Source organism: Campylobacter concisus (assembly GCF_003048605.1).
Taxonomy (GTDB): domain Bacteria; phylum Campylobacterota; class Campylobacteria; order Campylobacterales; family Campylobacteraceae; genus Campylobacter_A; species Campylobacter_A concisus_BM.
Genome location: NZ_PIRX01000006.1, coordinates 69415 through 94603 on the forward strand (window position 1 = coordinate 69415; position 25189 = coordinate 94603).

24 protein-coding genes are annotated in these 25189 nt (G+C 38.3%); 3 read left to right on the forward strand and 21 right to left on the reverse strand.

From position 1 onward, the window contains the following. Position 1: 1 nt before the first annotated feature. From CVS86_RS06090 to CVS86_RS06165, 16 genes are all read right to left on the reverse strand, one after another. The gene (locus CVS86_RS06090) at positions 2-259 is read right to left on the reverse strand and encodes a phosphopantetheine-binding protein (protein WP_012140381.1); all 258 of its coding nucleotides are present in this window, start codon (positions 257-259) and stop codon (positions 2-4) included. Next, entirely contained in the window at positions 243-1043 is an 801-nt protein-coding gene (locus CVS86_RS06095) for a lysophospholipid acyltransferase family protein (protein ID WP_234399241.1), read from the reverse strand. Before CVS86_RS06095 ends, CVS86_RS06090 begins: the two co-directional genes overlap by 17 nt. Beyond that, positions 979-1647, reverse strand: a complete 669-nt coding sequence (locus CVS86_RS06100) for a beta-ketoacyl synthase chain length factor (protein ID WP_107791306.1) — start codon at positions 1645-1647, stop codon at positions 979-981. Before CVS86_RS06100 ends, CVS86_RS06095 begins: the two co-directional genes overlap by 65 nt. After that, positions 1647-2063 carry an excinuclease ABC subunit A gene (locus tag CVS86_RS06105; protein WP_107791307.1) on the reverse strand — a complete coding sequence of 139 codons (417 nt, stop codon included), beginning with the start codon at positions 2061-2063 and terminating at the stop codon, positions 1647-1649. Before CVS86_RS06105 ends, CVS86_RS06100 begins: the two co-directional genes overlap by 1 nt. Positions 2064-2075: 12 nt before the next feature. Further along, positions 2076-3329 carry a beta-ketoacyl-ACP synthase gene (locus CVS86_RS06110; RefSeq protein WP_107791371.1) on the reverse strand — a complete coding sequence of 418 codons (1254 nt, stop codon included), beginning with the start codon at positions 3327-3329 and terminating at the stop codon, positions 2076-2078. After that, positions 3329-4048, reverse strand: a complete 720-nt coding sequence (gene fabG / locus CVS86_RS06115) for a 3-oxoacyl-ACP reductase FabG (RefSeq protein ID WP_103617250.1) — start codon at positions 4046-4048, stop codon at positions 3329-3331. Before fabG ends, CVS86_RS06110 begins: the two co-directional genes overlap by 1 nt. Beyond that, the gene (locus tag CVS86_RS06120) at positions 4041-4484 is read right to left on the reverse strand and encodes a thioester dehydrase (protein ID WP_107791308.1); all 444 of its coding nucleotides are present in this window, start codon (positions 4482-4484) and stop codon (positions 4041-4043) included. The genes fabG and CVS86_RS06120 overlap by 8 nt, the downstream gene beginning before the upstream one ends. Next, a complete protein-coding gene (locus tag CVS86_RS06125; RefSeq protein ID WP_107791309.1) occupies positions 4481-5647 on the reverse strand; it encodes a beta-ketoacyl synthase N-terminal-like domain-containing protein in 1167 nt (388 codons plus the stop codon). Before CVS86_RS06125 ends, CVS86_RS06120 begins: the two co-directional genes overlap by 4 nt. After that, positions 5634-6011: a hypothetical protein gene (locus tag CVS86_RS06130; RefSeq protein WP_234399242.1), complete on the reverse strand. Its 378-nt coding sequence runs from the start codon at positions 6009-6011 to the stop codon at positions 5634-5636. The genes CVS86_RS06125 and CVS86_RS06130 overlap by 14 nt, the downstream gene beginning before the upstream one ends. A gap of 25 nt (positions 6012-6036) precedes the next feature. Then, entirely contained in the window at positions 6037-6558 is a 522-nt protein-coding gene (locus CVS86_RS06135; RefSeq protein WP_103639099.1) for a 4'-phosphopantetheinyl transferase family protein, read from the reverse strand. Beyond that, positions 6539-7222, reverse strand: coding sequence for an ABC transporter substrate-binding protein (locus tag CVS86_RS06140; RefSeq protein WP_107791310.1), 684 nt, complete (start codon positions 7220-7222; stop codon positions 6539-6541). Before CVS86_RS06140 ends, CVS86_RS06135 begins: the two co-directional genes overlap by 20 nt. A 639-nt stretch (positions 7223-7861) precedes the next feature. Beyond that, positions 7862-8716: a TPM domain-containing protein gene (locus CVS86_RS06145; protein ID WP_107791311.1), complete on the reverse strand. Its 855-nt coding sequence runs from the start codon at positions 8714-8716 to the stop codon at positions 7862-7864. Then, a complete protein-coding gene (locus tag CVS86_RS06150) occupies positions 8716-9309 on the reverse strand; it encodes a LemA family protein (RefSeq protein WP_107791312.1) in 594 nt (197 codons plus the stop codon). Before CVS86_RS06150 ends, CVS86_RS06145 begins: the two co-directional genes overlap by 1 nt. Before the next feature lie 109 nt (positions 9310-9418). Next, a complete protein-coding gene (locus CVS86_RS06155) occupies positions 9419-14548 on the reverse strand; it encodes a retention module-containing protein (protein WP_107791313.1) in 5130 nt (1709 codons plus the stop codon). A gap of 293 nt (positions 14549-14841) precedes the next feature. Beyond that, a complete protein-coding gene (locus CVS86_RS06160) occupies positions 14842-15249 on the reverse strand; it encodes a pyridoxamine 5'-phosphate oxidase family protein (protein ID WP_107791314.1) in 408 nt (135 codons plus the stop codon). Further along, complete coding sequence (locus tag CVS86_RS06165; protein WP_234399243.1) at positions 15250-15618, reverse strand: L-arabinose ABC transporter; 369 nt, start codon at positions 15616-15618, stop codon at positions 15250-15252. Between the two features lie 84 nt (positions 15619-15702). Between CVS86_RS06165 and CVS86_RS06170 the strand changes: the two genes are divergently transcribed. Next, positions 15703-16224: an ATP/GTP-binding protein gene (locus CVS86_RS06170; protein ID WP_107791315.1), complete on the forward strand. Its 522-nt coding sequence runs from the start codon at positions 15703-15705 to the stop codon at positions 16222-16224. Positions 16225-16241: 17 nt separating this feature from the next. Here CVS86_RS06170 and CVS86_RS06175 read toward each other — a convergent pair whose 3' ends face one another. After that, positions 16242-16982: an EI24 domain-containing protein gene (locus CVS86_RS06175; RefSeq protein WP_107791316.1), complete on the reverse strand. Its 741-nt coding sequence runs from the start codon at positions 16980-16982 to the stop codon at positions 16242-16244. Then, positions 16979-17674 carry a dUTP diphosphatase gene (locus tag CVS86_RS06180; RefSeq protein ID WP_103569077.1) on the reverse strand — a complete coding sequence of 232 codons (696 nt, stop codon included), beginning with the start codon at positions 17672-17674 and terminating at the stop codon, positions 16979-16981. Before CVS86_RS06180 ends, CVS86_RS06175 begins: the two co-directional genes overlap by 4 nt. Before the next feature lie 129 nt (positions 17675-17803). Between CVS86_RS06180 and CVS86_RS06185 the strand changes: the two genes are divergently transcribed. Beyond that, entirely contained in the window at positions 17804-17992 is a 189-nt protein-coding gene (locus CVS86_RS06185; RefSeq protein WP_103617241.1) for a hypothetical protein, read from the forward strand. Here CVS86_RS06185 and CVS86_RS06190 read toward each other — a convergent pair. After that, the gene (locus CVS86_RS06190) at positions 17989-20358 is read right to left on the reverse strand and encodes an EAL domain-containing protein (protein WP_107791317.1); all 2370 of its coding nucleotides are present in this window, start codon (positions 20356-20358) and stop codon (positions 17989-17991) included. The two genes, CVS86_RS06185 and CVS86_RS06190, sit on opposite strands and share 4 nt — an antisense overlap. Positions 20359-20422: 64 nt before the next feature. Here CVS86_RS06190 and CVS86_RS06195 point away from each other — a divergent pair, with 64 nt between their 5' ends. After that, a complete protein-coding gene (locus CVS86_RS06195) occupies positions 20423-20962 on the forward strand; it encodes a hypothetical protein (protein WP_107791318.1) in 540 nt (179 codons plus the stop codon). Between the two features lie 18 nt (positions 20963-20980). Here CVS86_RS06195 and CVS86_RS06200 read toward each other — a convergent pair whose 3' ends face one another. After that, the gene (locus tag CVS86_RS06200; protein ID WP_107791374.1) at positions 20981-23341 is read right to left on the reverse strand and encodes a putative bifunctional diguanylate cyclase/phosphodiesterase; all 2361 of its coding nucleotides are present in this window, start codon (positions 23339-23341) and stop codon (positions 20981-20983) included. Further along, a complete protein-coding gene (ciaB, locus tag CVS86_RS06205; RefSeq protein ID WP_107791319.1) occupies positions 23334-25178 on the reverse strand; it encodes an invasion protein CiaB in 1845 nt (614 codons plus the stop codon). Before ciaB ends, CVS86_RS06200 begins: the two co-directional genes overlap by 8 nt. Between the last annotated feature and the right edge of the window lie 11 nt (positions 25179-25189).

Consider the following 25189-nt stretch of genomic DNA (forward strand, 5'->3'; position numbering starts at 1 on the left):
GTTATTTCCTATTTTCGTAAATGTATTTTGCAAGAGAAGATACGCTAAAGAATATCTCTTTTAAATTTGCTGTCTTTGAGTCAAGCACGAGGCCATATTTTTTCTGCACAGCTAGCCCAAGCTCTAGTGCATCGACGCTGTCAAGCCCAAGACCCTCGCTAAAAAGCGGTGCGTTCTCGTCGATATCGCTTGGCTTCATATCCTCTAAATTTAAGCTTGTGATGATCAGCTCTTTTATCTCATTAACTAGTTCTTTCACTAAATTCCTCCTTATAAATTTTACTTATCTCTTCGTGTAGCGCCCTGGCCCTTACGGGGCTTGGCCTATCTTTTAAAAACTCACTAACTTCAAATTTCTTTAGCTCTTTAAAGACGTACTTTATCTTTTCATCTGGCGTTTTGTACCATGGCTCATTTTTTCTAAGGCTTCTTGGAGCCATATTTATACCCACGCAAACCACGTTAGACGCGCCTTTTATGCCCATATATGCGGCCGCTTTATGAAAGATGATCTCCTCTTTCGTGCGTGTGCCCTCTGGGAAAATGAGCAAATTTTCGCCGCTTTTTAAAACATCTACGCTTTTTTGTAAAAATTCCTCGTTATTTGTGTTTGGTATGTAGTTGCACGCCCTAATAGCCGCAAATAAAAATATATTTTTGCCAAGCTCGCCCTTTACGATGCAGTTTATCCTTTTAAATTTTGAAACCAAAAAGACCACATCAAGCAGCGAAGGGTGGTTTGCAATGACTAAATTTGAGCCGCCATTTAGCTTTGTAAGCTCAAATTTATAGTCCAGATACCCACAAATTTTAGTAACTTTTATAAAAAATCCCCAAGAAACTCTAACTATATCTCGGCATAAATTTTGCATAAATTTAAATTTATTTAGCTCAAGAAGCACGACTGGCACGAGCAAAAGGTCGCCACTTATGCAAATTAGCGCAAAAAAGAAAAATAAAAATCCAGCTCTTAAAATTTTAAGGCTCATAGCTAAAATTCCAAGACGAAAAATGACTGCTACTTTGCCATGTTTTTGCCTCATTTGGGTCAAAATTTACAATGAAGCTTTGCAGTAAATTTTCTGAAATTTCTTCTTCTTTTTCCACTCTTTTTAGAGTTAAAACTCTCTTATCTTTTGCCTTTGAGACGACAAGAGCTAGCATAAATGATGGCTTTTTCTCATCAAAATAGCTCTGCGATATCGACTCATGATAGGCAAGTATGAGCACCTTTTCATATCCGTCATTTAGCCTCAAAAACGCAGCTTGCAGCGCATCTTCTACTGGGCTAAATGATGAGATGGCTAGAATTTCATTGTGATTTTTAGCTTCGATGCTAAGAAGCGACGAGATAGCGTTATGCACAGAGAGCGAAAACGACGTTGGCGATACTGGCTCAGCCTTTGCAAGCGCAGTTTCTAGCTCAAAACAGCGATTTATCTCGCCCTCATAAGAGCTAAAAATGACTGGCATATTGATACTCTCAAAACTACTAAGCAGGCTAAAAGCGCACTTTGCAGCACTACTTAGCCTTCTTCTTTGCATGGGCGGGATCTTTGCTAGATCAAATTCTTTTTTGTATCTAGCTAGATCCTCGCTGATCTCGCCATAAGCTATAGCGTCATAAAAATCAACTTGAAATTTCATTATTTCGCGATGTCGCCTCTTAGTGTGACGCCAGACATCAAAGAACCGCTGCCGCACTCAAACTGAGTTTTAGAGTTAAATGGCTGTTTTTTGTAATATCCAGTCAAATTTACAACCTTCGTGCCACCCTCTTTAACCGCTCTTTCTTGAAATGACTTTAAAGCAGAGAGAAGTGCGATCTGGCAAGCCTCTTCGTCGCTTTTGTTAAAGCCATTTGTCTTTTTGTTTGACGTTAGATCTCTTACGATCACCTTGCCAGTGTATCCTGTGCCAAAGCTGATGCTAACGTTTGGTAGCAAAAATTCTTTAGCCTTTGGGCCGTTTAAGAAGTCTAGTGAGTGGTACTTCACGTCATCTCTAGCGCTAAGGCTTGAGGCAAATGCCAAAACGGCAACTAATGAAACTAATCTTTTCATTTTCTATCCTTTTTAAAATTTGTTATCTACTCTTTTAAATATCAAAGATGTATTTACACCGCCAAATGCAAAGTTGTTACTCATCACAAAGTCCGTCTTTATCGGTGTTGGCTCCTTTAAGTAGTTTAGCTTTGCACACTCAGGATCAGTTACGTTTAAATTTATAGTTGGGAAAAATAGCTCTTCTCTCATCATCATTATGCTAGCGATAGCCTCCAGCCCGCCACAAGCGCCAAGCGTGTGACCTAGATAGCTTTTAAGCGAACTAATGGCGATGCCATCTCCAAAAAGCTCGTTTGTAGCGATACTTTCAGCTATATCGCCATGTTTTGTCGCGGTAGCGTGGGCATTTACGTAGCCTATGCTTTTTGGCTCTAGTTTTGCCGCGCGGAGTGCTAGGCTCATCGCCGCTTTCATCGTAGCACTTTGTGGTCTAGTGATATGCGTGCCATCACACGTAGAGCCAAAGCCAACGACCTCAGCGTAAATTTTAGCTCCTCTTTTTAAGGCGCTCTCTTCACTTTCAAGCACTAAAAATCCAGCCCCCTCACCAAGCACCAAGCCATCTCTATCTTTTTCAAACGGCGTTGGTGTCAAATTTGGCGCGTGGTTTTTGACGCTGGTCGCATAGAGCTTATCAAAGACGTATGCCTCGCTCACGCAAAGCTCCTCAGCCCCACCAGCTAGCATCATATCTATATTGCCATTTTTTATGCTCTCATAAGCGTAGCCAATGGCGTGTGAGCCGCTAGTACATGCCGAAGATGTAGGGATGATGCGCCCTTTTAGCGAGTAAAATAGCGCGATATTTGCCGCTGTGGTGTGAGGCATCATTTTTATGTAGGTATTTGCGTTAAAGCCGCTATCCATGTCTAAAACTAGCTTTGCCATGTCAAGGATAGAGTCGGTGCTACCAGTGCTTGAGCCACTAGCTACGCCCATCCTGCCATCTTGCACGCTTGGGTCTAAATTTGCAGCCTGCAAGCCTTCGCCATTTAGCAAACCAGCATCTTTTAAAGCAAGCCCAGCTGCGTGCACGCTATAACATGAGACCTTACCAAGGCTTCTTAACTGTTTTCTGTCCCACTCCTGCGGGTGTTTGTAGTCTATGATAGGAGCTGCTAGGCGTGTGTTTAGCTCTTTATAGCTCTCCCACTCGCTCATATATCTCACGGCATTTTTGCCTGCAAGAAATTTAGCTCTCATCTCCTCCCAGCTGTTGCCAAAAGCACTGACTGCGCCGATACCTGTGACAAATACACGCATTAGCAAAGTCCTCCATTTACGCCGATGACCTGCCTTGTGATGTAGCTAGCCTCGCCACTTAGTAGAAATTTAACAAGCCCTGCCACCTCGTCTGCCTCGCCAGCTCTTTTTGCAGGTATGGCCTTTAGCACTTCGTCTAAGAAGTCGCTATTTAAAATTTCTTCACTCATATCTGTCTTTATAAGCCCAGGTGCCACGCAGTTTACTGTTATGCCCCTGCTGGCAAGCTCGACTGCAAGGGCTTTACTAGCTCCTATGATGCCAGCTTTGCTAGCTGAGTAATTCACCTGACCTCTGTTACCAATAACCCCTGAAACAGAGCTTAGCGTCACTATCCTAGCTGGCTTTCTAGCCCTTATCATGGGCATTAGCGCTGGCCTTAGGACGTTGTAAAAGCCGTTTAAATTTACATCTATCACATCAAACCACTCTTCGTCACTTAGCCCAACAAAGGTATTATCCCTTGTTATGCCAGCGTTTAAAATAACGCCGTAATAGACGCCATTTGCCTCCATGTCGGCCTCTATGGCCTCTTTTGCCGCAGCAGTGTCAGCCACGTCAAATGTCATAAATTTAGCCCCAAGCTCACTAGCCATCTTTAAAAGCTCATCGCTCTTACTTCTTGCGTGAAGCACCACTTCGTATTCGCCAGCAAGACACCTAGCAATGCTAGCTCCTATGCCTCTACTTGATCCAGTTATCAATACTCTCTTACTCACTAAGTGCCTTTTTTACAAATTCTTTATCAGGGCTCATCACGTTTAAAACCGCCCTTGCGCCAAGCTCACCATTTACAAAAAGCTCGCTGTCATAAACGCCAAATCCGCTCTCATCTTGAATGGAGCACTTTGAGACGATCACTATCTCATCGCCCACTTTAAAATATGGTCTAAAAATTTCAAATTTTCTACTGCCAAGCAAAAAGCCAAATATCGCCTTCTCACCCCTTAGCTCACGCATCTTTGAGTCGTAAATCCCAAGACTTTGAGCCATCATCTCTATCGCCTTTTGCGTCATAAATTTACCATCTTCTAAAAAGGGGTTTTGCTCATTTATCACGCTTCTTACCTTTATGCTCTCGCAAGGGATAAATTCTAAAATTTCATCGATCAGGGTTATGGCGCTGCTATGCGGCAAATAATCACTTATCATCATCTCACTCTTTTAAATATTATCGCGGCGTTATCTCCGCCAAAGGCAAAAGATAGCGATATCGCTGTTTTTACGTCAAATTTCGTGCCGCTCTTTACTAAATTTATAGCCTCCAAGCTCTCATCATACTCGCCGTCATAAACGTGTGGTGGCAAGGTACTATTTTCCTCCATGCAAAGCATGGCGCAAATGGCACTCTCAATAGCTCCAGCGGCCCCAAGCGTATGACCGATCTGTGGCTTTAGCGTGCTTGCAAAGGTGGTGCCAAGCGTTAAATTTACAGCTTTTGCCTCCATTTTGTCATTTGCCTGCGTGCCGGTGCCATGCAAATTTACATAGTCCACGCCACACATGCCAGCTCTTTTTAGCGCGCTCTCTATGCAATTTACCGCCATTTTAGCGCTAAAATCAGGCTGCGTCATGTGAAAAGCGTCGCAGTTTGAGGCTGAGCTAGCGACTACGACGTTTGAAATTTCATCACGGCTTAGTAAAAATAGCCCAGCTCCTTCGCCGATATTTATCCCCTCTCTATTTTTAGAAAAGGCCTGACTTGGGGTGCTACTTAGGATGCTAAGCGAGTTAAAGCCATTTATCGTAAGCGTATTTAGGCTATCGACGCCGCCACAAATGACCGCGTCACAAAGCTCGCTCTCAATGAGCCTTTTTGCCTCAATAACCGCCTTAACACCAGAGGTGCACGCAGTCGATACGCAGTAGCTTGGACCGCTAAGCTCGTAAAAGTCGCTCACAAACTCAGCCACGTTTGCAAGGCAGTTTCTGTTTATGCCAAACCTGCTTTTATCAAAAAATCCAGTCGCGATATAGCCTTTAAATGGCTCGAAATTCTCCTCAACACCGCTTGTTGTAGTGCCAAGAACTACTCCCACACGGCTTTTGCCATATTTTTTGATAGCTCTTTTTATCTCAGCATCGATCTCTAGCATCGTGCTTAAAAGCAAAGCATTTGTGCGAGTTTTGAAGTGCTCTTTGGTTTTATTTGAAAAGCTAGGTAAAGTGCCATTAAATTTACCCACCAAAAACTCATTTTGCGGGTGAAATTCGCAGCTTTTGCTTAAAAATCTCTTGCCACTTAAAAGTGCGCTTAAATTCTCATCACTACTGCTACCTGCGGCGCTGATAATGGCTGGTTTGCTAACGTAGATCAACGCTTTTTACCTCATAAATTTGATCATTTATCATAAATTTTTGCTCATTTTTTTCATCTTTTATCATCTCAAGCACCTTGATAAAAAGCTCGTTGTAGGCGCTATTTGGTGGCAAGAAGCCTAAATTTGCAAACGTGCCGTCCTTTAAAACTCGCCTAGCTTCTGGTGCGCCAAGTGCGTTTACAAGGCTAAATTTATACTCATTTTCACTATTTTGCACATAGAGCATTAGCGGCCCTTTTGGTGAACTAACCTCAAATGCCTTTAAGCTAAAATCCGCCAGCTTTGGCGCATCAAATTTCTTCGCACAGCCAAGAGCTAGAAGCGTTACTGCAAGGATCATAGCTATCTTTTTTACAAGCACTTTTTGCCTTTTTAGTGTTCTAAAATTATAAAAATTTAACAATTATATCTTTGCAATGCTTAAATGCAAGGCAAATGATAAATAGATTATTAATAATCAAGTATCTTCTCTCCATCTCGTCAAATTTAGCGCTAGCAAGATCATTAAAGGCTAAATTTTTGGCTTTTATCACAGCCTCTTTTGCGGTGTAAATTTCATAAAATTTTTGCATTTTATCTTTGGAGTTTGCGTAAATTTCGCTCTCTTTTTTGCTAAAGCAAAATTTGATTACACCGTCAAAATTTCGCTCCTTTATCTCCTCCACATCAACGCCAACTTTTTCTTTTGAGATAGCTAAAACAGCGACATTTTCTTTGTGAGAGAGGCAAATTTTGCCCCGTTTTTTTGCTTTAAATTTTAAATAGCGAGAGAGTTTGAATGAGTTTGAATTTACTAAATTTGGATATTTTTTTAGTTTTCTACGCTCTTTTTTATCTAGCATTTTGGGGCTAAATTTCTCAGCCTCAAAGCCGATAAAAAGATAAATTTCACCCCTTTTTATAGGCATTTTCAACTCTTTTTTTATACTCTTTTGCGCTTTCAAGCGCCCTTCTAAACTCGCCACTAACCGCCCTTAAAGTGTCATTTTGAAGCTCGGTCTCATCTTTAAATGATCTAATCCTTGGCGTAAAAGCGACCTCATCATCTCTAAAATCAGCCTCTTTTAGATCAAAATTTAAATTACTTATTTTGCTATTTAAGATATGCAAGGCACATTTTCTTGGTCCAAAGATGAAATTTCGCTCTTTTAATGCCTTTAAACTCCTTACCAAAATGCCACCATAAAGCGCTGGCTCGCTCTTAAAAGAGATGTCAAAACCAAAGTTGTGAAAGTAAATTTCGCCCGCTTCGCACGATCTTTTGTAGGTGTTTGCATCAAAGCATGTGTAAATTTCAAGCTCGCTAAATTTATACTCCACGCCGCTTACAACGAGGATCTTGCTTTGCATCAGTTCACGTAAAAAGCCCTGAAATTTTGCATCAAGATACGCCTTAAAACCTGCTATTTTAAGAAGCTCATCCCTTTGGCTCTTATCTAAACTTTTAAAACCATCTCGCCTTAGTGCTTTAAATTTTTCTTTATCAAAACAACTTTGCTCTAAAAACCCACTAAGCATTGCCACTAGATCAAATTTAGCAAAATGGCTTTTAAGCAACTCACCTGATAGCATTTTTGCTCCTAATTTTTTGGCATATTTTAAGAAATTTAGCTTTTATATGCAAATGTTGGGTCTAAAATCCATAAAATGATCCTTTGTTCTACAAAGAAAAATGGCAAATTTTAAAATTTCATGAACGAGTAATTTCGGCTCTAAAATTTGAGCTAAGCTGTAAGCGAAGCCAAATTTTAGTAGTCAATTCTTGCGAGTGAATGGAATTTTAAAATTTGCGAAATAGCAAATTTCTCTTTTAAAAATACAGACCTTAAATTTAAAAACTCTTTTATCCAAAAGGGAGACAAGGGGGCTCGAGTTACGGTCTGCTTGCAGTTGCGAGCCTGTGAAGCAAAAGAGCCCCTTTAACAATCCCTTCCCTCAATCACGACAACGTTAGAAGAGGCATGCTTTAGTGCTTCACACTGCATGCGGTTTATCATCTGGCAAGTGTCAGGCAAATTTTAAAATTAGAGCTGGCATATCACGGCTCTAAATTTAGTGGCGAATAGTTATGAACCCTAAATTTAATAAGTTGCTAAGGCGAGCGAGTAAGATTTTAAAATTTTCAGAATAACTTAGTTAAATTAGATAGGCGTCAAGTAAATTTTAAAATTTGCAAAGGGTAGTGAAATTTACTTCTAAAGCAGGCAAATTTTACCAGCTGCCGCTAGCTCCGCCTCCGCCAAATCCACCGCCGCCGCCACTAAAGCCGCCTCCTCTACCACCTGAGCGACCGCCACCATTTGAGCCTGAATTATCGCGTCTAAAGCCCATTGGCAAAGAGTCACTTTGGCTATTTCTCTTAAAAACGTCTTTTAAAATAAAGAAAAATACCGCAAATATAAAGGCAAATGCGCCAAAGATGATAAGGTAGTTTTGCACGCCAAATCCCTGCTCAAGTGCGGTTGATACAAGTCCAGCAAAGCACGTGCTAAAGCCAGTTCGCATAAAAAATTTGCCAAAGATCACGGAGGCAAAACAAGAGAGCATGCCAGCAAAAAAGGCAAATACGCCAAAAGGCAAGTCACTAAGGCCGGATTTACTACTAAATTCCTCGCCGCTAGCTGCTTTTATGATCGCTAAAACGCCCTCTTTCACGCCTTCGCTCATCTTTCCATTTTTAAACCGAGGTATCATCACACTATTTATGATCTCGCTTGCTACGGCATCAGTTAGCACCCCTTCAAGCCCGTATCCAACCTCGATGCGGACCTTTTTCTCATTTGGAGCGACCACCAAAAGCACGCCGTTGTCACTCTCTTTTTGACCTAGTTTGTAGCCTCTAGCGATCTCAAGAGACAGCTCTTCAATGCTCCTGCTTTCAAGCGAATTTAAAGTCACTATGGCGATTTGCGTGGTGCTATTTTGCTCGAAATTTTGCACTAAATTTAGAAGCTCATCTCTTTCGTTTTGTGAAAAGATATGAGCCTCATCGTTGATCTGCTCATTGAAATTTAGAGCAAAACAAAAGCTAAATGCAAAGAGAAGAAGGCTAATGATTTTTTTCATTATTTCTCAAACGAAACTTTTGGGTTTTTCATATCTTCGCTGCTAACCTCGATGCCTTGTTTTGGCTTCATCTCTGGGTAGAAAATGCCTACTATAAATTTACCTGGAAAGCTTCTAAGAGCTACGTTGTACTCTTTTACAGCCTCGATGTAGTCGCGCCTTGCTACGCTTATGCGGTTTTCTGTGCCTTCAAGCTGACTTTGAAGTGAGAGGAAATTTTGATTTGCTTTTAGCTCTGGGTAGCTCTCGCTAACAGCCATTAGCCTGCCAATTGCGGAGCCTAGCTGACCTTGAGCTGCCATAAATTCTTTAACCTTTGCTACGTCGCTAAGGCTGCTTGCGTCGATGCTTACTTGCATGCTCTTACTTCTTGCGTTTGCCACGTCTTCAAAGACCTTTTGCTCGTGAGCTGCGTAGCCTTTTACAGTTTCAACTAAATTTGGCACTAGATCGGCTCTTCTTTTGTATTGATTTAGCACCTGTGACCACTTCTCGTTGGTGTTTTCATCAAGCACCACAAATGAATTTGCGTATTTGAAAGCGCCAAAAACAAGTGCTGCTATGACCACAACTATGGCTATTAAATTTTTCATATTTTCTCCTTTAAAAGGGGTGATATTAGTAAAATAAGGCTTAAAAAATGATGTGAATTGAGGTTAGGTAAGTGAAGTGAGTGCTTAGAGTGCACTCACTTTTTTGGGATTATAGGTCTGTTTGGACTTTATCGTCTATTTGTATATGGATAGTGTGTCCATCTACTTTATCAACACTTGAGTAGCCCTTAAAGCCACTATCTGCATGTATAGAAGGATCTTTTTCTAACTCCCACTTACCTTTGATATCCACTTTATTGGTTGCGTCACCTTTTATCTTAAGGATAGTGTTTAGATTATCAGTGATATCAAAGATTGCATTTGCATCAAATTTGATCTCAGAGTTGCCTTTAAGTTGGATATTTTCAAAGCTTTCAACTTTAGCATCAAGGCCATCCACATTACTAAAATCAATCGTTTGTCCATGTCCATCAACTATTAAAGTGTCACTATTGTTATCACCACCTTTCATAGTTGTGTGCTCATTGTATTCAGCTGTAACTGCCTTAGGCGATATAGAAAGTGTCTCAGCTGGAAGTTTAGTCTCTAAGCCATCATGAGTTTTATACGTAGCATCAACTTTTAGATCATATTTTGATATTGGATTGATATCAAGCACCTGCTCAAATGTACCATTTGTTATATCTTCACCTGATATAGTATGCGTTTGTGTCTTAACTTGCGCATGGTTATCTGGATCAGTATATTTGATCTCAACTGTATCGCCAGCTCTTGCATCTTCGTTCAGATAGACTTTTATAGGAGTCTTATCTTCGTTTTGAGAATTCTCATAACTTTGCAACGCACCATCTCTGCTTGCATCTTCTGTAAATTGAATACCTCTTACAACATCTATCTCAGCATGTGCTTTATCTTCTTTACTTACGCTATTATTAAATGCATCAGTTAGAGTTATTTTTGCTTTTGTCTCTTGTCCTACTGCGATAGCTGCATCAAGCTCAAGAGGATCATTTGCAGAGACATGGATAGGTGTAGCAGAGCCTGCCTCTTTTAGTGTTATGTTGCCATTAACATCTTTGTCTATAACTTCGTAATGTTTAGTTGCTTGAGAGTTATCAGGATTTGTTATCTCAACATCTATCTTATCGCCTTTTATCACGCTTCCTGGAAGAGAAACTTTTACTTTTGAAGTATTGCTATCTGACTCATCTCTTGTGATAATGCCATTATCATTTTTATCAGCAGCTATGCTTATGTTTAGTCCTGCTTCGCTTAATGGAGCAAGTTGTGCTTTAGCCTCAGAAGAAGTTGCAGACATATCGCCAGCAGCATTTGTTATGGTTGCAGTTGCACTAGTCTCTCGACCTGGGAGCATTTTAACATCACCAATTTCGATAGTATTGTTGTGTAAAGGATGAGAAACGCCAGCTGCATCTACTAGTGATATATCACCATTAGGAGCTTTTGAAACTGTAAAAGATTCAGTTCTAGGTGTTGGATCACCAGGTTGGTTAATTTTAACTTCTATTTTATCACCATCTATAACATTATATGGCACTTGAACGCTTATAGTTGTTGATTTTACGTCACCATCAGATACAGCTTCATCTCTATCTATCTTGCCATCTCTGCTTGCATCATCTTCTTTAAATTCAACCTTTAAATTTGTAGCATCAAATGTTTCTAGCTTAGCTTCAGCTGTTTTTGTTTCTCCGTTTATAGTAGCTTCTACTTTAGCTGGATGATCTTTGTCTATATGAACATTAGGAATTTTTAGCTTATTACCTGCCTCAAGCGTGACAGGAGTATTAGTTGATGTGTCTTTTATAGTAATGTTTGTACCATCATTTGAAACAACTTCATAAGATTTAGGAGTTCCTCCATCTACATTAACAGTTATAGTATCACCTACATTTACACTTGTTGGTATCTGAAGCGTAGCTGAAGTTGTATTTAGTTGTCCATCTTTCATAGCTTCTTCTCTATCTAGCCAACCATTTCTATCTTTATCTTCATCGATAAGTAGTCTAAATCTTGTTCCAGTTCCAGCACCAGTGTCAAGTATGATATCACTCTTTGTTTCTACTTTATCAGCACCAGTACTATCAGTTACTTTAGCAGTGATGATAGTCTCTTCGCCATTTTGTAAATTTGTTAGAGGATATTTAACTGCATTGCCATTTACTATTAGAGGAGCGCCTCCATTATCATTTGTAACAGTAACAACGCCATTATTTTTGTTTATCGTATAAATTTCCTCAGGTGCACTATTATTACCTGTTTTACTGTTTATTATGAGCTTATCACCATCAACAAAATTTGAAGGTAATTTAATGGTTGTCATCGTAGTGGTTCCGGTTGCTTCTGCATTACCCAAGATACCGTCACCATCATCTGCATCAAAAGTTATCTTCATATCATCGTGAAGTTTTTCAAGAGTGTTGTGATTTTGTGCTTCAGCTTTTTTACCACCGCTTGCATCAGTAGTCTCCGCAGATACATTTATAGGTTCGCCTGCAATGATCTTCACATTTGGAATTTCTATCTCGTTTTTATCACTTGCGGTTATAGAAGTGTGAGTAGAAGTATCTTCTAGTGTGATCTTACCATGATTATCTCTACCAGTAACCTTATAATTTTTAGTCTCAGTTGAAGAGCCATTATTTATTGTTACATTTACAACATCACCAGCTATAACATTATTTGGCACTTTTACTGCGATTGTAGTCTTAAGTAGATCATTGTCGCCATCTTTACTCTCAGCTCTTGTCAAAGATACGTTGCCATCACCATCTTCTACAAATCTTACAGCCATATCGTTTATGCCAGCTATCGTAACACTGCTTGAGCCTTTAGCATGTTGGATGCTACCGTCACTATCTACTATCTCAGCTGTTACTTTAGTTTCTTCGCCAGTTGCTGTTTTGATACCAGAAATTTTAAAACTTCTGCCATCTGTTTCTGTATTTATTTCATTACCAGCACTATCTTTTACAAAAAACTTACCATTCGCGTCTCTTCCAACAGTATATTCTTTTGTTCTAGGAGTCTCATTTGGCTCATTTATGGTTACAGTTAGTTTATCTCCACTTACTGCATTTTTAGGAAGCTTAATGGTAACTGTTGTACTGTTGAGATCATTATCACTGATAGCTTGCTCTCTAGTCATAGTCTTCGCACCATGAGCTTCTTCGAAGATAACTTCAGGCGCTTTTACATACTCTAAGCTAGCTGAAGCCTCTACGGAAGCTATAGGAGCGTTCCTGTTTGGATTTATATGGGTGATACTAGCATTTATGGTTGTGTCTTCTCCATGTCTTACGCTAAAACCTTCAACATTAATAGACCATAGATTAAGTGCCTCTTTTAAAGGAGTGTAATTAACATCACCAGAAGAGGTATGCTCTACTACACTTGTTATAACACCTTTTTCATCTACATGTATAGTAAAGTCTCTAGTAGTATTTTCAAATTCTGTTTTACCATTAGAATCTTTTAAAAATGCTTTTCCTTCAGGGTCATTAGGATCTAGCTTAGGAGTTTTTATAGAAAGTGTAAGCTTATCACCATCATCAACTCTGTTTGGCAATGTGATCTTTGCAGTTGTATGATTTACTTTTTCATCACCTAGATCTTCATTTACTCCATTAAAGTTTCTATCTATCTTAGAAACACTTTCTTGTCTTGAAATTTCATGAAGAGTTTTTTGTTCTGATAGTGTTATGGCTAATCCAGTATCAAGTGGATATACATTGTCTGTATCTGACTCTGCACTTTTTTGAGTACCATCAGCAGCTACTACGTGAACGCTTGCATATGTTCTTACACCAGGGAATATATCAAGTGGCACACCAGTTACTTTATGATCTCTAACCATTTCTGGAGTTAGTTCTAGTGTGTATGTTTTTTCATGAGGAGCCGATGGGTTGTTATAATTTAACGGATCAGTATAAGTTATAACGATCTTATCACCAACTACTACATCTTTTGGAAGTGTTATATCCACTGGAGTGCTTCTGTAATTACCATCTCGTCCATTTTCAAGATCGCTTAATCCAGTATCATTGTCAAGATCTTCAGTAAATACTAAAGTCGGTCTTACATCTGGAGTAACCTTGTCAGTTGCTATATCGCTCTTCCAAGTGTTAGAATTTGTACTATCAGTAACATAAGCATCTACTTTTGAAATTTTACCCTCAGCAACTGGCATATTGTCTATCTTGTAGCCATTATTGATTATATTTTGATCGATAGTAACTTCTCTATTTTCAGTAGTACCATCTGGTTTTGTTAGAGTAATGTGAAGTTTATCTCCAGGGATAACATCACTTACTTTTATAAGTACTGGTGACTCATTTTGTTTGTTGTCATTGTTATTTTCTGTGTAAGTTAAAAATCTATCGTTATTTCTATCTTCTGTAAATTCAACACTTACGCTTGATTTTGTAGGAGTTACGTGATCTTCACTGCTGCCGCCAGTGTTACCTTGGAAATTTGTAACGCTTGCTTCTACTTTTGAGTTTTTACCTGGCTCTACAGGCGCATCTATTGGATAGCCATTAGTTATGATAGATGGAGTGATGGTTATGTTTGTTGTAGTTTCATTACCATTTGGATCAGTTACAGTGACTTTTAGTATATCGCCAGCTCTTACTGTGCCATCATTTGGTACAGTGATAAGAACTTTAGATGTATTTATATCTGTATCATTTCCATGCTCAACTCTACTTAAGGTGCCGTCGTTGTTAGTATCATTTACAAAAGTTACAAGCGGTGCACCTGGGATTATAGTATCGTCGCCATCATTGCCATCTCTGTAACCACCTACTGGGTTATCATATGAAGCAAAAGCTCTGTTTGTATCAGTTAAATTTCTATAAGTTTCATTGATGTTTGAATAGTGACCGCCTTCAGCAAATCTAGCTTCTCCAAGGCTAACGCCATCTCCACCACCAGCAGCAGCATTACCGCCAGCAGCAGTCTCTTCAAGTTTTGTTAGATCACCGCCGTTTAAAATAGCATTTTGCAAAGCGCTTATATCAGCTAAGCCCTCAGCACCTATCGTATTTGGATTTAAAGAAAGCGTGTCACTACCTAGTACAGTTAGCTCTTTGCCGTTATTTGCAACAATAGTTACTTTGTCGGCTGCATCGCTAGTTTTGACACTCTCACCCATATAAACGATGTCGCCAACTTTTAGCTCTCTCTCGTTTCCGTTTTGATCAACTGCGACCGCCTTGCCACTTAGCGATTTTACTACACCCGCTTCTTTAGCCATAAAACTCTCCTTAATAATTTTTTCGGCGATTATATAATAAGAGTGAGGCTGGGGATATTAAGTAAAATTTGGGTAAATTTAAGTTTATTTTTAGTTATTTAATACTCTTTTATCACACTTTAATATTTTTAAAATTACCCCTAAAAAAGGCATTTTGTGTAACTTTTGTGTAAAAAATTTTAAAAAAAATTTTTATATGGTACATGTACCTTTCGTTTCATAAAAGCGTTATTCTGAACGCCTTAAGAAAGAGCATCTTTTAAGCTAACACGAAAATATTATGCGATTTTTAGCTACTTTTGCCAAAAAATTTTCTTGCCAAAACCTAGAGTGTTGCTTGTAAATTTAACCTTTTCAAGGCTTATAGACCAAATTTTTGGATCCATCGCTTTTGCGTAAAAAAATCTTTTAAAGTAAATTTCTCGCTCACTTGTGCTAGCCTCTCTCATCACTCCTTGAAACTGCACGCCCTCTATCTTGCCAACGATCTTCGTATCAAGAGCGACCGTGCCAGCAACGAGCTTTGAGTTTTTTAAAAATTTGATATGCGAACTATCGTCTGAGCTAGCTAGCAAAAGGCAAAAATTTACCTCATCAAAGGCGTAAAACGCGCTAAAAGCGTAAGGCTGCCCATCATCATCAATGGTGCAGACACTTGCAAGATGCATCTTTTTTAAAAATTTAACTATCCTCTCATCCATCTAAATTCCCCTAAAAATGTCAAGAATAGCTTGAAATTTAAAGATAACAACAAGCAAGATAACGACCCAGATCAAAAAGATGATGAGCTCGGTGAGATTAAATTTATCCTTTGCCACTTTTTTAAAAACTATCATCGTTAAAAATGCTCCCAAAAAGCCGCCAACTAGCGAAAAGTAGTGGATCGCATTTACCTTTACAAAGCTTGGCAAAAGCCCTTTGAAAAACAGTGAAAACATCAAAATGGCAAGCAAATTTGCAAGTATCAAGTAGTAGCCAACGACTGGCAAAACTGGGCAAAGCTTAGCAAAAACGAAGCTTAAAACAGTGATAAGCATCAGCAAAAAGATCCTAGTCCCAAAACAACACATCGCCCGTCCTTTTTCGACGCATTTTACAAAATTTTGCTTTATGAAATTAAAAATTTGCCGATTTAGCCTCAAAAGGATTTAAAAATGCAAACAAATTTTTACTCTCAAGGAAGCTACAACAACATGAGCTTTTCGATGAAGACTAGCTCAGGCGATGAGATAAGCTTTTCGATGTATGACAACAAAAGTTTGGAGTTTTCTAGCCAGAAAAATGGCACTTCAAGCCAAAAAAGTCTAACTCTCACTCATGAATACGGCTATGAGTTTTTATATAAAGGAAACGGCATAGACGAGCAAGATATGAAAGAGATCGAAGAGGCGATGAAGCAAATTCGCCCACAAGTTGATGAGTTTATGAAAAATGTCAAAGAGGGCGACAAGATCGCAGGTAGCAGCCAAAGCATAAGCGAGCTTTCAAACAAGATCAAACAGATGTTGCCTGACGCAAAAGACCTGGATCACAAAAATTTCATAAATGATAATATGCTAAAGATGTTTGACGAACTTTTAGCTAAAAATGACGCTAATAAAAATCTACTAAGCGCGACAAAAAGGCTATTTGACACATTGCTTGATGAGAGCAAAAAAGTATCTTACTACGCATAAATTTAGAGCTTTTGGCTCTAAATTTTAACTAGCGCCTCTCTTTGATAAAAGAGGTGCGACAAGACTATCACAAAATAAAGCTGAAAAAATAATCCCACAAGCGGCACAAGCGAGATGAGATAAAATAAAAGTGTAAAAACTATAAATTTAACCCCACCACCTTCAAGCAGTGCTAGCTCGAATTTATCACTATCAAGCGTGTTTGAGCCAACGTCTATGAGTAAAAGCTTATAGTAGATGTAAAAAAACGGCACGTTGATGATGAAAAAATTTACAAATGGCACAAACAAAAGTGGCAGGCAAACGAGCAAGATCCCAAGAAATTTCATGATCTCAACCATCATCACCTTTAGCACTCTAGCCGTGCTAGCCTCACTTTTAAGCACGTAGTTGTAGTGCCTTTTGTTTATCTCTTTGGCTACAACTGGCGTTAAAAAGCCAGCTACGACTAGGGCGATCACGATGCTAATGATGATCGTTAAAAAGGTGCTTAAAACATAAAAAAGTATGCTAACTATCCACTTTGTAGCGCTAAAGCTTAAAATTTTAATAGCTATAAAAGATAGCGTCGAGTTTGACTCTAAAAAGGCGAAATTTTCGTTTTTTGCGCCATCACTTAAAAGATCAAATATCTCACCACCTCCCCAGATCGTAAGCCACGCAAGGCTTGCGATGCTAAGAAAAAGCGGCAATATAGATAGCGTTATAAATTTGGCTGTAAAAAAGTCTTTAAAACCAAGGCGAAGAAGATTTATCATTTTACCTTTTTGTACTCGCGCTCAAGTGCAGCGTAAATTTCATCTATCGTGCTAACGCCATTTGATAAAATTTCACTCATCACTTCGTTATCTTCGCGTCCGTTCCAAATTTTCTTATAGCTTCCCTCTTTGTAGCCGTTATTTTGGCGGAAGCGATTTAGCACGTTTTTAGCGATGTAGCACTCATAAAGTGAGTATAAATTTACGCCACATTTTAAAGACATTGAGAAATAAATTTTGAAGATATCAAAGATATCATAGTCAAAGCCGCTGCACTCATGTATGAGCATCTCAACGTCGTTCATGATCTCATAAATGCTCTCATCTTCAACCTTTAACGGCTCTTTGCAATAGTCGCTAAAGCCGCTTGACTGGCAGATATCATCAGCCAAAGTCTCAACATCGCCAAGCTGTTTTGCCTTATAAATTTGTAGTGCTAGGCTCATTATAAAGTGCCAAATATCGACAACCTCGATGCGTAAATTTTGCTCATCAGTCTTAGCATCTATGCTCTTCCAGTGCTTCCAAGCAAAGCTATCAATGAGCTCAGCGCACTCCATATATATGCAGCGCCTCCAGCTGATTAGCTTATTTTTATTTGTATAGCCATTTTCCCAACCAAGCCCGTTTGTCTCGTCATTTAGGCTTTGTTGCATCTTTAACATCTCTAAAACAATAGTTCTTTCATCCATTTTTAAACCTTTTAAATTTTAAATGATTATAACAAAAAACAATTAATGCTTAAGCGACAAGCTTGACCCAAATCATCTTAATGCAAGCTTACAAGATGTAAAATCACCCAAAATTTCAAAGGAGAAAAGATGAGAGAGAAAGATCTAGTAGTTTGCAACGTTTGCGGACTAAAAAGCAGCGATGATAAAAATGCAGTTTTCATCCACGCTCACAAAAACGGCGAAGAGGTCGATATCTGCACAAGCTGTATCCCAAGCGTGATACATGGCTCAGGCATAGTCGTAAAATCAAACGAAGAGATAAAGGCTGAAATTTAAATATCAGCCACCATGTGAGAATTCTGCCTTAAAGAATTCTCAAACTCCTCCGCACTCATCGGACGAGATAAGAAATATCCTTGCATTTCATTACAATTAAGCTCTTTTAAAAGCTCTTTTATCTCGTGGCTTTCCACGCCTTTTGCTGTCACTTTTAGCTTCATTGATTTTGCTATATTTATGATAGCAGCGACTACTTGCATATCTTTTTTGTTGATTACTGACTGAGCAACAAAGTCATTTGCTATCTTTATGCGATCGATCTTATACTTTCTGATATAGACAAATGACGTATATCCAGATCCAAAGTCATCTATACAAACATCTATGCTATTTTTCTCCAAAAGTGAGAAAATTTTATCAAGCGTCTCTTGGTCGTTTTTCCAGATATCTTCGCTAAATTCAAGCTCAAACTGCTTTGGATTTAGGTGGTGCGAGTTTAAAGTTAGCATAAATTCATTTACAAATTTTTCAGATGTGCTTTGAATTTGTGCTACGTTTATGCTTATTTTTGGCATTTTTAGCTTTTTGTTTTGCCATCTTACGGCTTGTTCTACTGTTTTTGAGACAGAAAGCGTGCAGATGTCGTTTAAGATGTCGCTATTTAAGCTAGCTATATCCATAAACTCGCCAGCTTCTTTTTGTCCATACTCTTTTGACTGCCATCTAAGTAGCGCTTCTACGCAGATGATCTTTAAATTTTTAATGTCATAAATCGGCTGAAAATATACCTCAAAATCCTCTTGTAAATTTGCTTTTTTAAGAGCTATCTCTATGTTTGAGCTTTGTTGTATTTCGCTATCTATCTCATTATTATAAACCATCGGGTTTTTGGCTGGATTTTGCTTAGCGTAGTACATCGCCATATCAGCTTTTTTGATGATATTTCTAGGATCGCTGATGTTATCTCTTGTGACAACGTGGATACCAACGACACTCTTGATCGCAAAGTGATACTTATCTATTTGCAAAGGTTTTTCTATCGTATCTCTTAGCTCCATACCAAGCTTCATGCGTTTAGTGTGGCTATTTTCTTCCATTTTTGAAAGCACGATGAACTCATCAGCGCCGATCCTTGCGGTAACCTCTTGTCTGTTGCACGCTTCACGTATGCGCTTTGCTATCGCTTTTAAAATTTTATCGCCAACCTCATGTCCATAAGATGTATTTATATTTTTAAAGCGACTTATATTTATATAATAAACTGCGATCTCCTGCTTCTCGCCCAAAATACTACACATACCTTTTAGCTCATTTAGCAAAGAGTCTCTGTTGCCAAGAGAGGTTAGATAGTCTTTTTCAGATACACCCTCTAAGCTTAAATTTATCATCTCAAGTTCGTTTGTCTTTAGGTGTTTCTCTTTGTTTTTAGCATCATGTAAATTTTGCTCTGCGTTATATATCTCTTCGCTTTGATCAAGCACTTTCATAAAATAGCTAATAACCGCTCCAGCTACAACAACAAAAATTATAAGTAGATCAACATAAGATGAGAGGTCAGCTTTTATTAGTATTAGTGCAGCTGAGATAATAGGCACAAGCTTAGATGTTGTTTTTATGCCAACATCTGCTGCGCTTATACGCTTGTTATCACCCCTTAAGTAAAAAGCCCCGAGCATTAAGAGAAAAAATGGCACAAGGTAGATAGAGTGCAGAGTAAAATCATGCCCTTTGTTTATAAGCTCATTATAAAAAACATATAAATTTAATAGCGTAAAAATCGCACTTGCGATTATCAAGAAAAAGCCGCTATGTCTAATATAAAGATGGTTGCTATTAAAAATTTCACTAAGAGCGATGAATAAAATAGATAAATTTACAAAAATAGCAATGCTAGCAGCAAGCTCACTAGGGCTTTTAGGATGGATCAATATATCAAAATCACCCATATCACCAACAATGCAATAAGCAAGCGTGAAAACTAGCAAAAGCACATTAAAGCTATCGGCTAGAACTATGATCTTTTTATCGCTAGCTATAAATTTGACCACAAAAAATATACCAACAGCGGCCAATAGTAAAAACATAGGGAGCAGATCGAAAAAATCAAGATAAGAAATTTGCTCTTTGCTTCTTAAAAGAAAGTCTTCATTGACACTTCTAATGGCATCAATAATCGTCCAAAGAAAGACCCCAAAGCATGCAGCAAGCCAGTGCATAGCTTTAAGCTTTGATCTATTCATAGAGATGTAGATACCAAGAACTACAAGACCAAAGCCAAAAAATATCAACAAATTTTCAAAAATTTTATAGTTTAAAATGCCGGCAAACTGAGAAAATATAAAAAGAGCTATAACGGCATAGAAAATTTGTTTTTGTCTTACGATAAGTGACGAATTTGACGTAAAAAAAATGTTTCTCTCCATTGTTTATTCTGTTTCAAACCTTATTTTTAGTTATAATTTTGCAAATTTTTCTTTAAGGTTAATCATGAAATGTAATATCGTCTTATCTGGAGAAAATTTAATAGACTACCAAGCATTTAATCTATTTTTCTCAAAAAAGGCTAGAAAACAGTATTTTATAAATGTTTTTATGATTTTTACGGAGGCTATTATAGCTGGATTTGTCGCTGATATGCTTTTAAAAACCAAAATTTTTACTATTATAGGCATCATTTTTGCTATTTTTTGGATCATTTTTTATCCATTTTTTTTAAAAAATAGACGAAAATCGGTGCTAAAAAGCTTAGAAATTTCAGACTTTAAAAAAGAGATGATCTTTGAAGTAGATGAGAAAAATTTGGCATTTTACGAAAATGAGCCAAAAGAAAATGAAATTTTTGACATAAAAGATGTAAGTGAAATTTACGAGCTTAAAAATATCTTTGTCATCTTTATAAATGAAAAAATCCACCTTGTCTTACCAAAAAATAAAGAAACTTCAGAACTAGTAAAAGCGCTTATAAAAGAGAGCAAAAAAGAGCTACTACTTTTTGAAAATTTAGACTACAAAATCGTTATGGGCTAAGCTTGTAAATTTACAAGCTTAGATGTGATCAAGTGTGCTTCTTATGAGCTCTTCAAAATCTTTAGCGCTCATCGGCTTGCCCCAGAAATAACCTTGTATCTCATCGCAGCCTAGCTCTCTTAAAATTTCAAGCTGAGTTTCATCTTCAACACCCTCAGCGATCGTCTTTAGCTCGATATTTTTAGCTAGCGTTATAACGCTTTTTACAACGTCTCTATCGATCTCATTTATAGCGATGTTATCAACTAACTCTTTTGCGATCTTTAGCCTATCTAATGGATACTTTTTGATGTAGTTCATCGATGAAAAGCCAGTGCCAAAGTCATCGATCGAGATGCTCATGCCTTTATCTGAAAATTTCTTTAAGACTGTTTGCATGATCTCTTCGGCATTGACGAGGCTTGCCTCTGTAAGCTCGATATCAACACACTTTGGATCCATACCAAATTCTTCAACATAGCCAAAGATATCCGATGCAAAATTTACATTATCAACCTGTTTTGGCGAGATGTTGATGCCAACTTTTAGGCTGATGCCATACTTTTTGTTCCAGTAGCTCATCTGCCTTATGGCCTCTTTTGCCACCCATATTCCTATTGTATTTATGATAGAGCTTTGCTCGGCAACTGGGATAAATTTAGCCGGACTTACAAAGCCTTTTACTGGAGAGTTCCATCTTATAAGAGCCTCAGCGCCTATTATCTTTTTACCATTTAGTAGATACTGCGGCTGAAAATTTAGGCTAAATTCCTCATCAAAATTCATAGAATTTAGCAAAATTTCTATATAGTTTTTCTCCTGAATGATCTCTTTTATATCATCGTAAAAGACATATTTTGTATTAACATCTCTTTTTGCTGCACCAAGTGCCGCTCCAGCTTGCATGATAAGATCATCAGCTAAAATTTCACTTGTTTGCGTTGAGCTAACGCCAACCTTTGCTCCAAGAGCTATCTTATAATCGCCAACTGAGATTTGCTCGGCTATGATGTTTAGCAGATAGTATAAAAATTCTCTATAATGCCCCTCATTTTTTTGCTTTAAAACTATCATAAAGTCATCGCCGCCAAACCTTGAGACGATAGCGCCCTCTGGCAAGATCGCTTTTATATTTTTAGAAAATTTCAAAAGCACCTCATCGCCCACGTAGTGGCCGTATGAGTCATTTATAGCCTTAAAGTGGTTGATGTCGATGTAATAAATATCTATCTTTTCGCCAAGCGCTTTGGTCTTTATCATCTCTGATAGTTTGCTTAAAAATGACTGTCTATTTAAAAGCCCAGTGAGTGAGTCAAATTCGCTAAGCTGCCTTAAGCGCTCGTTTTTCTCTTCAAGCTCTTTTAAGCTATCTTGGATCTCTTCGTCAAGTTGAGCGATGATATGCCTTTCAGATCTAGCTAAATCCCTCATAGCAACTGTACTTGAGATACTATAGATTAGCGCTGCATAGGCTAGCAAAACCATAAGTAGAAAAACTATCCAAACTGAGTAAATTTTATCTGTATTAGCAGCTCCTAAAAAGAGTAAAGATACGATAAGCAGGGTGATAAATTTATATATAAGCGCCCTTATATAGTCTTTTCTATAGCTTCTTATCTTGATATTTGCCTCGTTTTCCTTTAGATGCAAGCAAGCTACAAATATAATAAAAAACGCAACTTTAAAGAAAAACTCGTAATGAACATTTGTGCCGCCATGTGTCAAAAAGGCCTTTGATGAGTAGTATGCGTCGCAAATGCAAATGATAAGCAAGGCTAATAGATATAAAAGTAGGCTAACTCTTTTATAGCTAAAAACTGGTTTTTTTGATACAAAATTTAGTGAAAATGCGACAACAAAGACAAAGCAAAAGATAAAAATATCCATTATGATGTATGAAAAGCTAGTCACGAATTCTTTATTAAGCGCTACTGCTAGACTTCTATCAAAAACTACAAACCAAAAAAAACTAACCGTAATAAGCATCAAAGCAAGCGCATCTACCACGACTTGCTGCCATATCACTCTTTTTAAAATTCTTGCAAAAAAAGCAATAGCAGATACAAGAAACATAAAAAATGGGATCAAATATAAAATTTGCATAAGATCCGTGCGGGAGATGTTTCCTGGCATAAGAAGCGATCTATCATAAAGCAATAAAAGGATATCTGCTAACGCCCAGCTCGCTATAGCTAAAAATATATAGGTCCAGTATGAGTTTAAATTTCTACTACTTTTTAAGAAAAAGAACAAAAACAAGGCGATCACTACATCAGTGCCGACTGATGTAGCCGTCAGATAAAACTGATCCCCCAGATAAATAGCAAAAAAATAAGCAATAATCAGGGCAAATATAAATAAAAAAGAGCCGTTGTGAAAATTTGTTATCCTATCAAGCACGGCCACTCTCCGCTTCCTGGTCTAGCTTTTGCCACCTTTGCCACTCGCCGCTATCATCGACGTCGTTGCCGATAGCCTCGTACCTAGCGTAAAAATGCTCGACAAATTTTTTGCACTCTTCATCTTTTGGCAGATAGCTCTGCTCATCTTTTTGGCAAAATTTCTCCAAAAACGTGCTCGCATCAGCTTTTTTGGCGTATGTTTGCGCTAGCTCGAAGTAGTTTTGCAAACAAATTTCTTTAAATTTAGCGTAAGCTTGCTCACTCATATCCACGCTTAGTTTGCCGTCAAATTTAAGCACTCCAGCCCTAAAAAGCAAGCTAAGATGTATGAGCCCCTCGCAGTAATAAGCCCTCACCTCATCGACCTTTCGCCACGCGATAAGCCCAACCGCACGGGCTATTAGCTCGTGAAAGACGGCCATTTTATACTCCGCCTCTTCGTGCAAGAAGAAATTTACCAGCCCGCCAGTCGTCGCCTTGTACTCTTCTATAAATTTAAAGACGCCACTTTTATTCATGCTCATCTCCGTATCAAGCCCGATAAAGAGGATGTGGCCAAACTCATGGCCGATCGTTGAAATTTCATATACTTTTTTCCAAATTTTTGGCCTTAAAAATAAAATCTCTCTACCAAAATCCAAAAATTCCTTGCTAAAAATTTCAGCCCCAAGCTTCATAAAAGGCTTTGCCTTTGCGCCCTCATAGACATGATTTACAAAGGCAAAAATTTTCTTGCCACATTTTGCACTCACACTCTCATCATTTGGCACGACTTGAGCGCTAAAAAGCCCGTTTAGCTCCGCTGCGTAATAGATCATCGGCACGCTTATATAAAGCTGCGTTCTAGCGATATTTTCGCTAACTGCCTTGTTTGTCGCGGCGTTATCAAATTTGATCTTTTTACAAACGCTTTTGTAAGTTTTTGCCACTTTTTCTTTAAATTTAAGCTCGTCAATGCCCTCGCTATCAACCAGCCTGATGTCCCACTCAAGCGCGACTGCGTGCGTGTAGGCATCCTCGTAGTACTCTAGCGGATGGCCCGGCTGAAGTGCGCCTTTTACATCCATCCACGCTATCTCAGCCTCTTGCCAAGCGTTTATCACCTTTGCATTGTCCTCTTCGCAAAAGGCATTCTGCAGCTTTTCAAGGTATTTTACATAAGATTTTTGTTCGTCATTTTTGGCTAAATTTCTTAAAATTTCAAGATTTTTTACAAAGACTTTTTTAAGCTCTCTCACCTCATCTTTAAAGGCAAGCGCGTAAGGCAAAAAGCTAAATTTCTCGCCATCTTTGCAAACTGTGCCGTAAGTTCTATCAGCTCTTACGCCGTTACTATCGCACTGAAACAAGCCATTTTTAGTGATAAACTCATTTGCTAGGCTTAGATCTTTAAATTTAGCTTCAAACTCTTTATTTGTAGTATCTATTATCTTTTCTTGCCATGAAATTTGCCACGCATTTAGACTAAGCCCAACCTCGTGCATAGCCTCAACAAAGGCTTGAAAAAATGGGTCTAAAATTTGCTCATCACGTGCCTTTTTTATAAGCTGGGCGTGCAGATTTTCATATAAATTTCTAACGTAGCCATAGATCAAATTTAACACGCGTTTTTGCTCGTCCTCGCCTAAATTTAGCCTTTTTAGCTCATTTTGAAGTGGATCAACTTTAAGATCAACTATCCTTCTTGCAAGGGCTAGTTTTTGGCTTGGTGTGCCAGTAAGGCCGCAAATTTTCACAGCTTCAGTTATGATCTTGTCATCTAAATTTTTATAAATCGCGTTTAGCTTGGATTTTTGCTCTTTTGTAAGTTCGTTTAGTCTTTTAAAATCATTCATATTTTCATCCC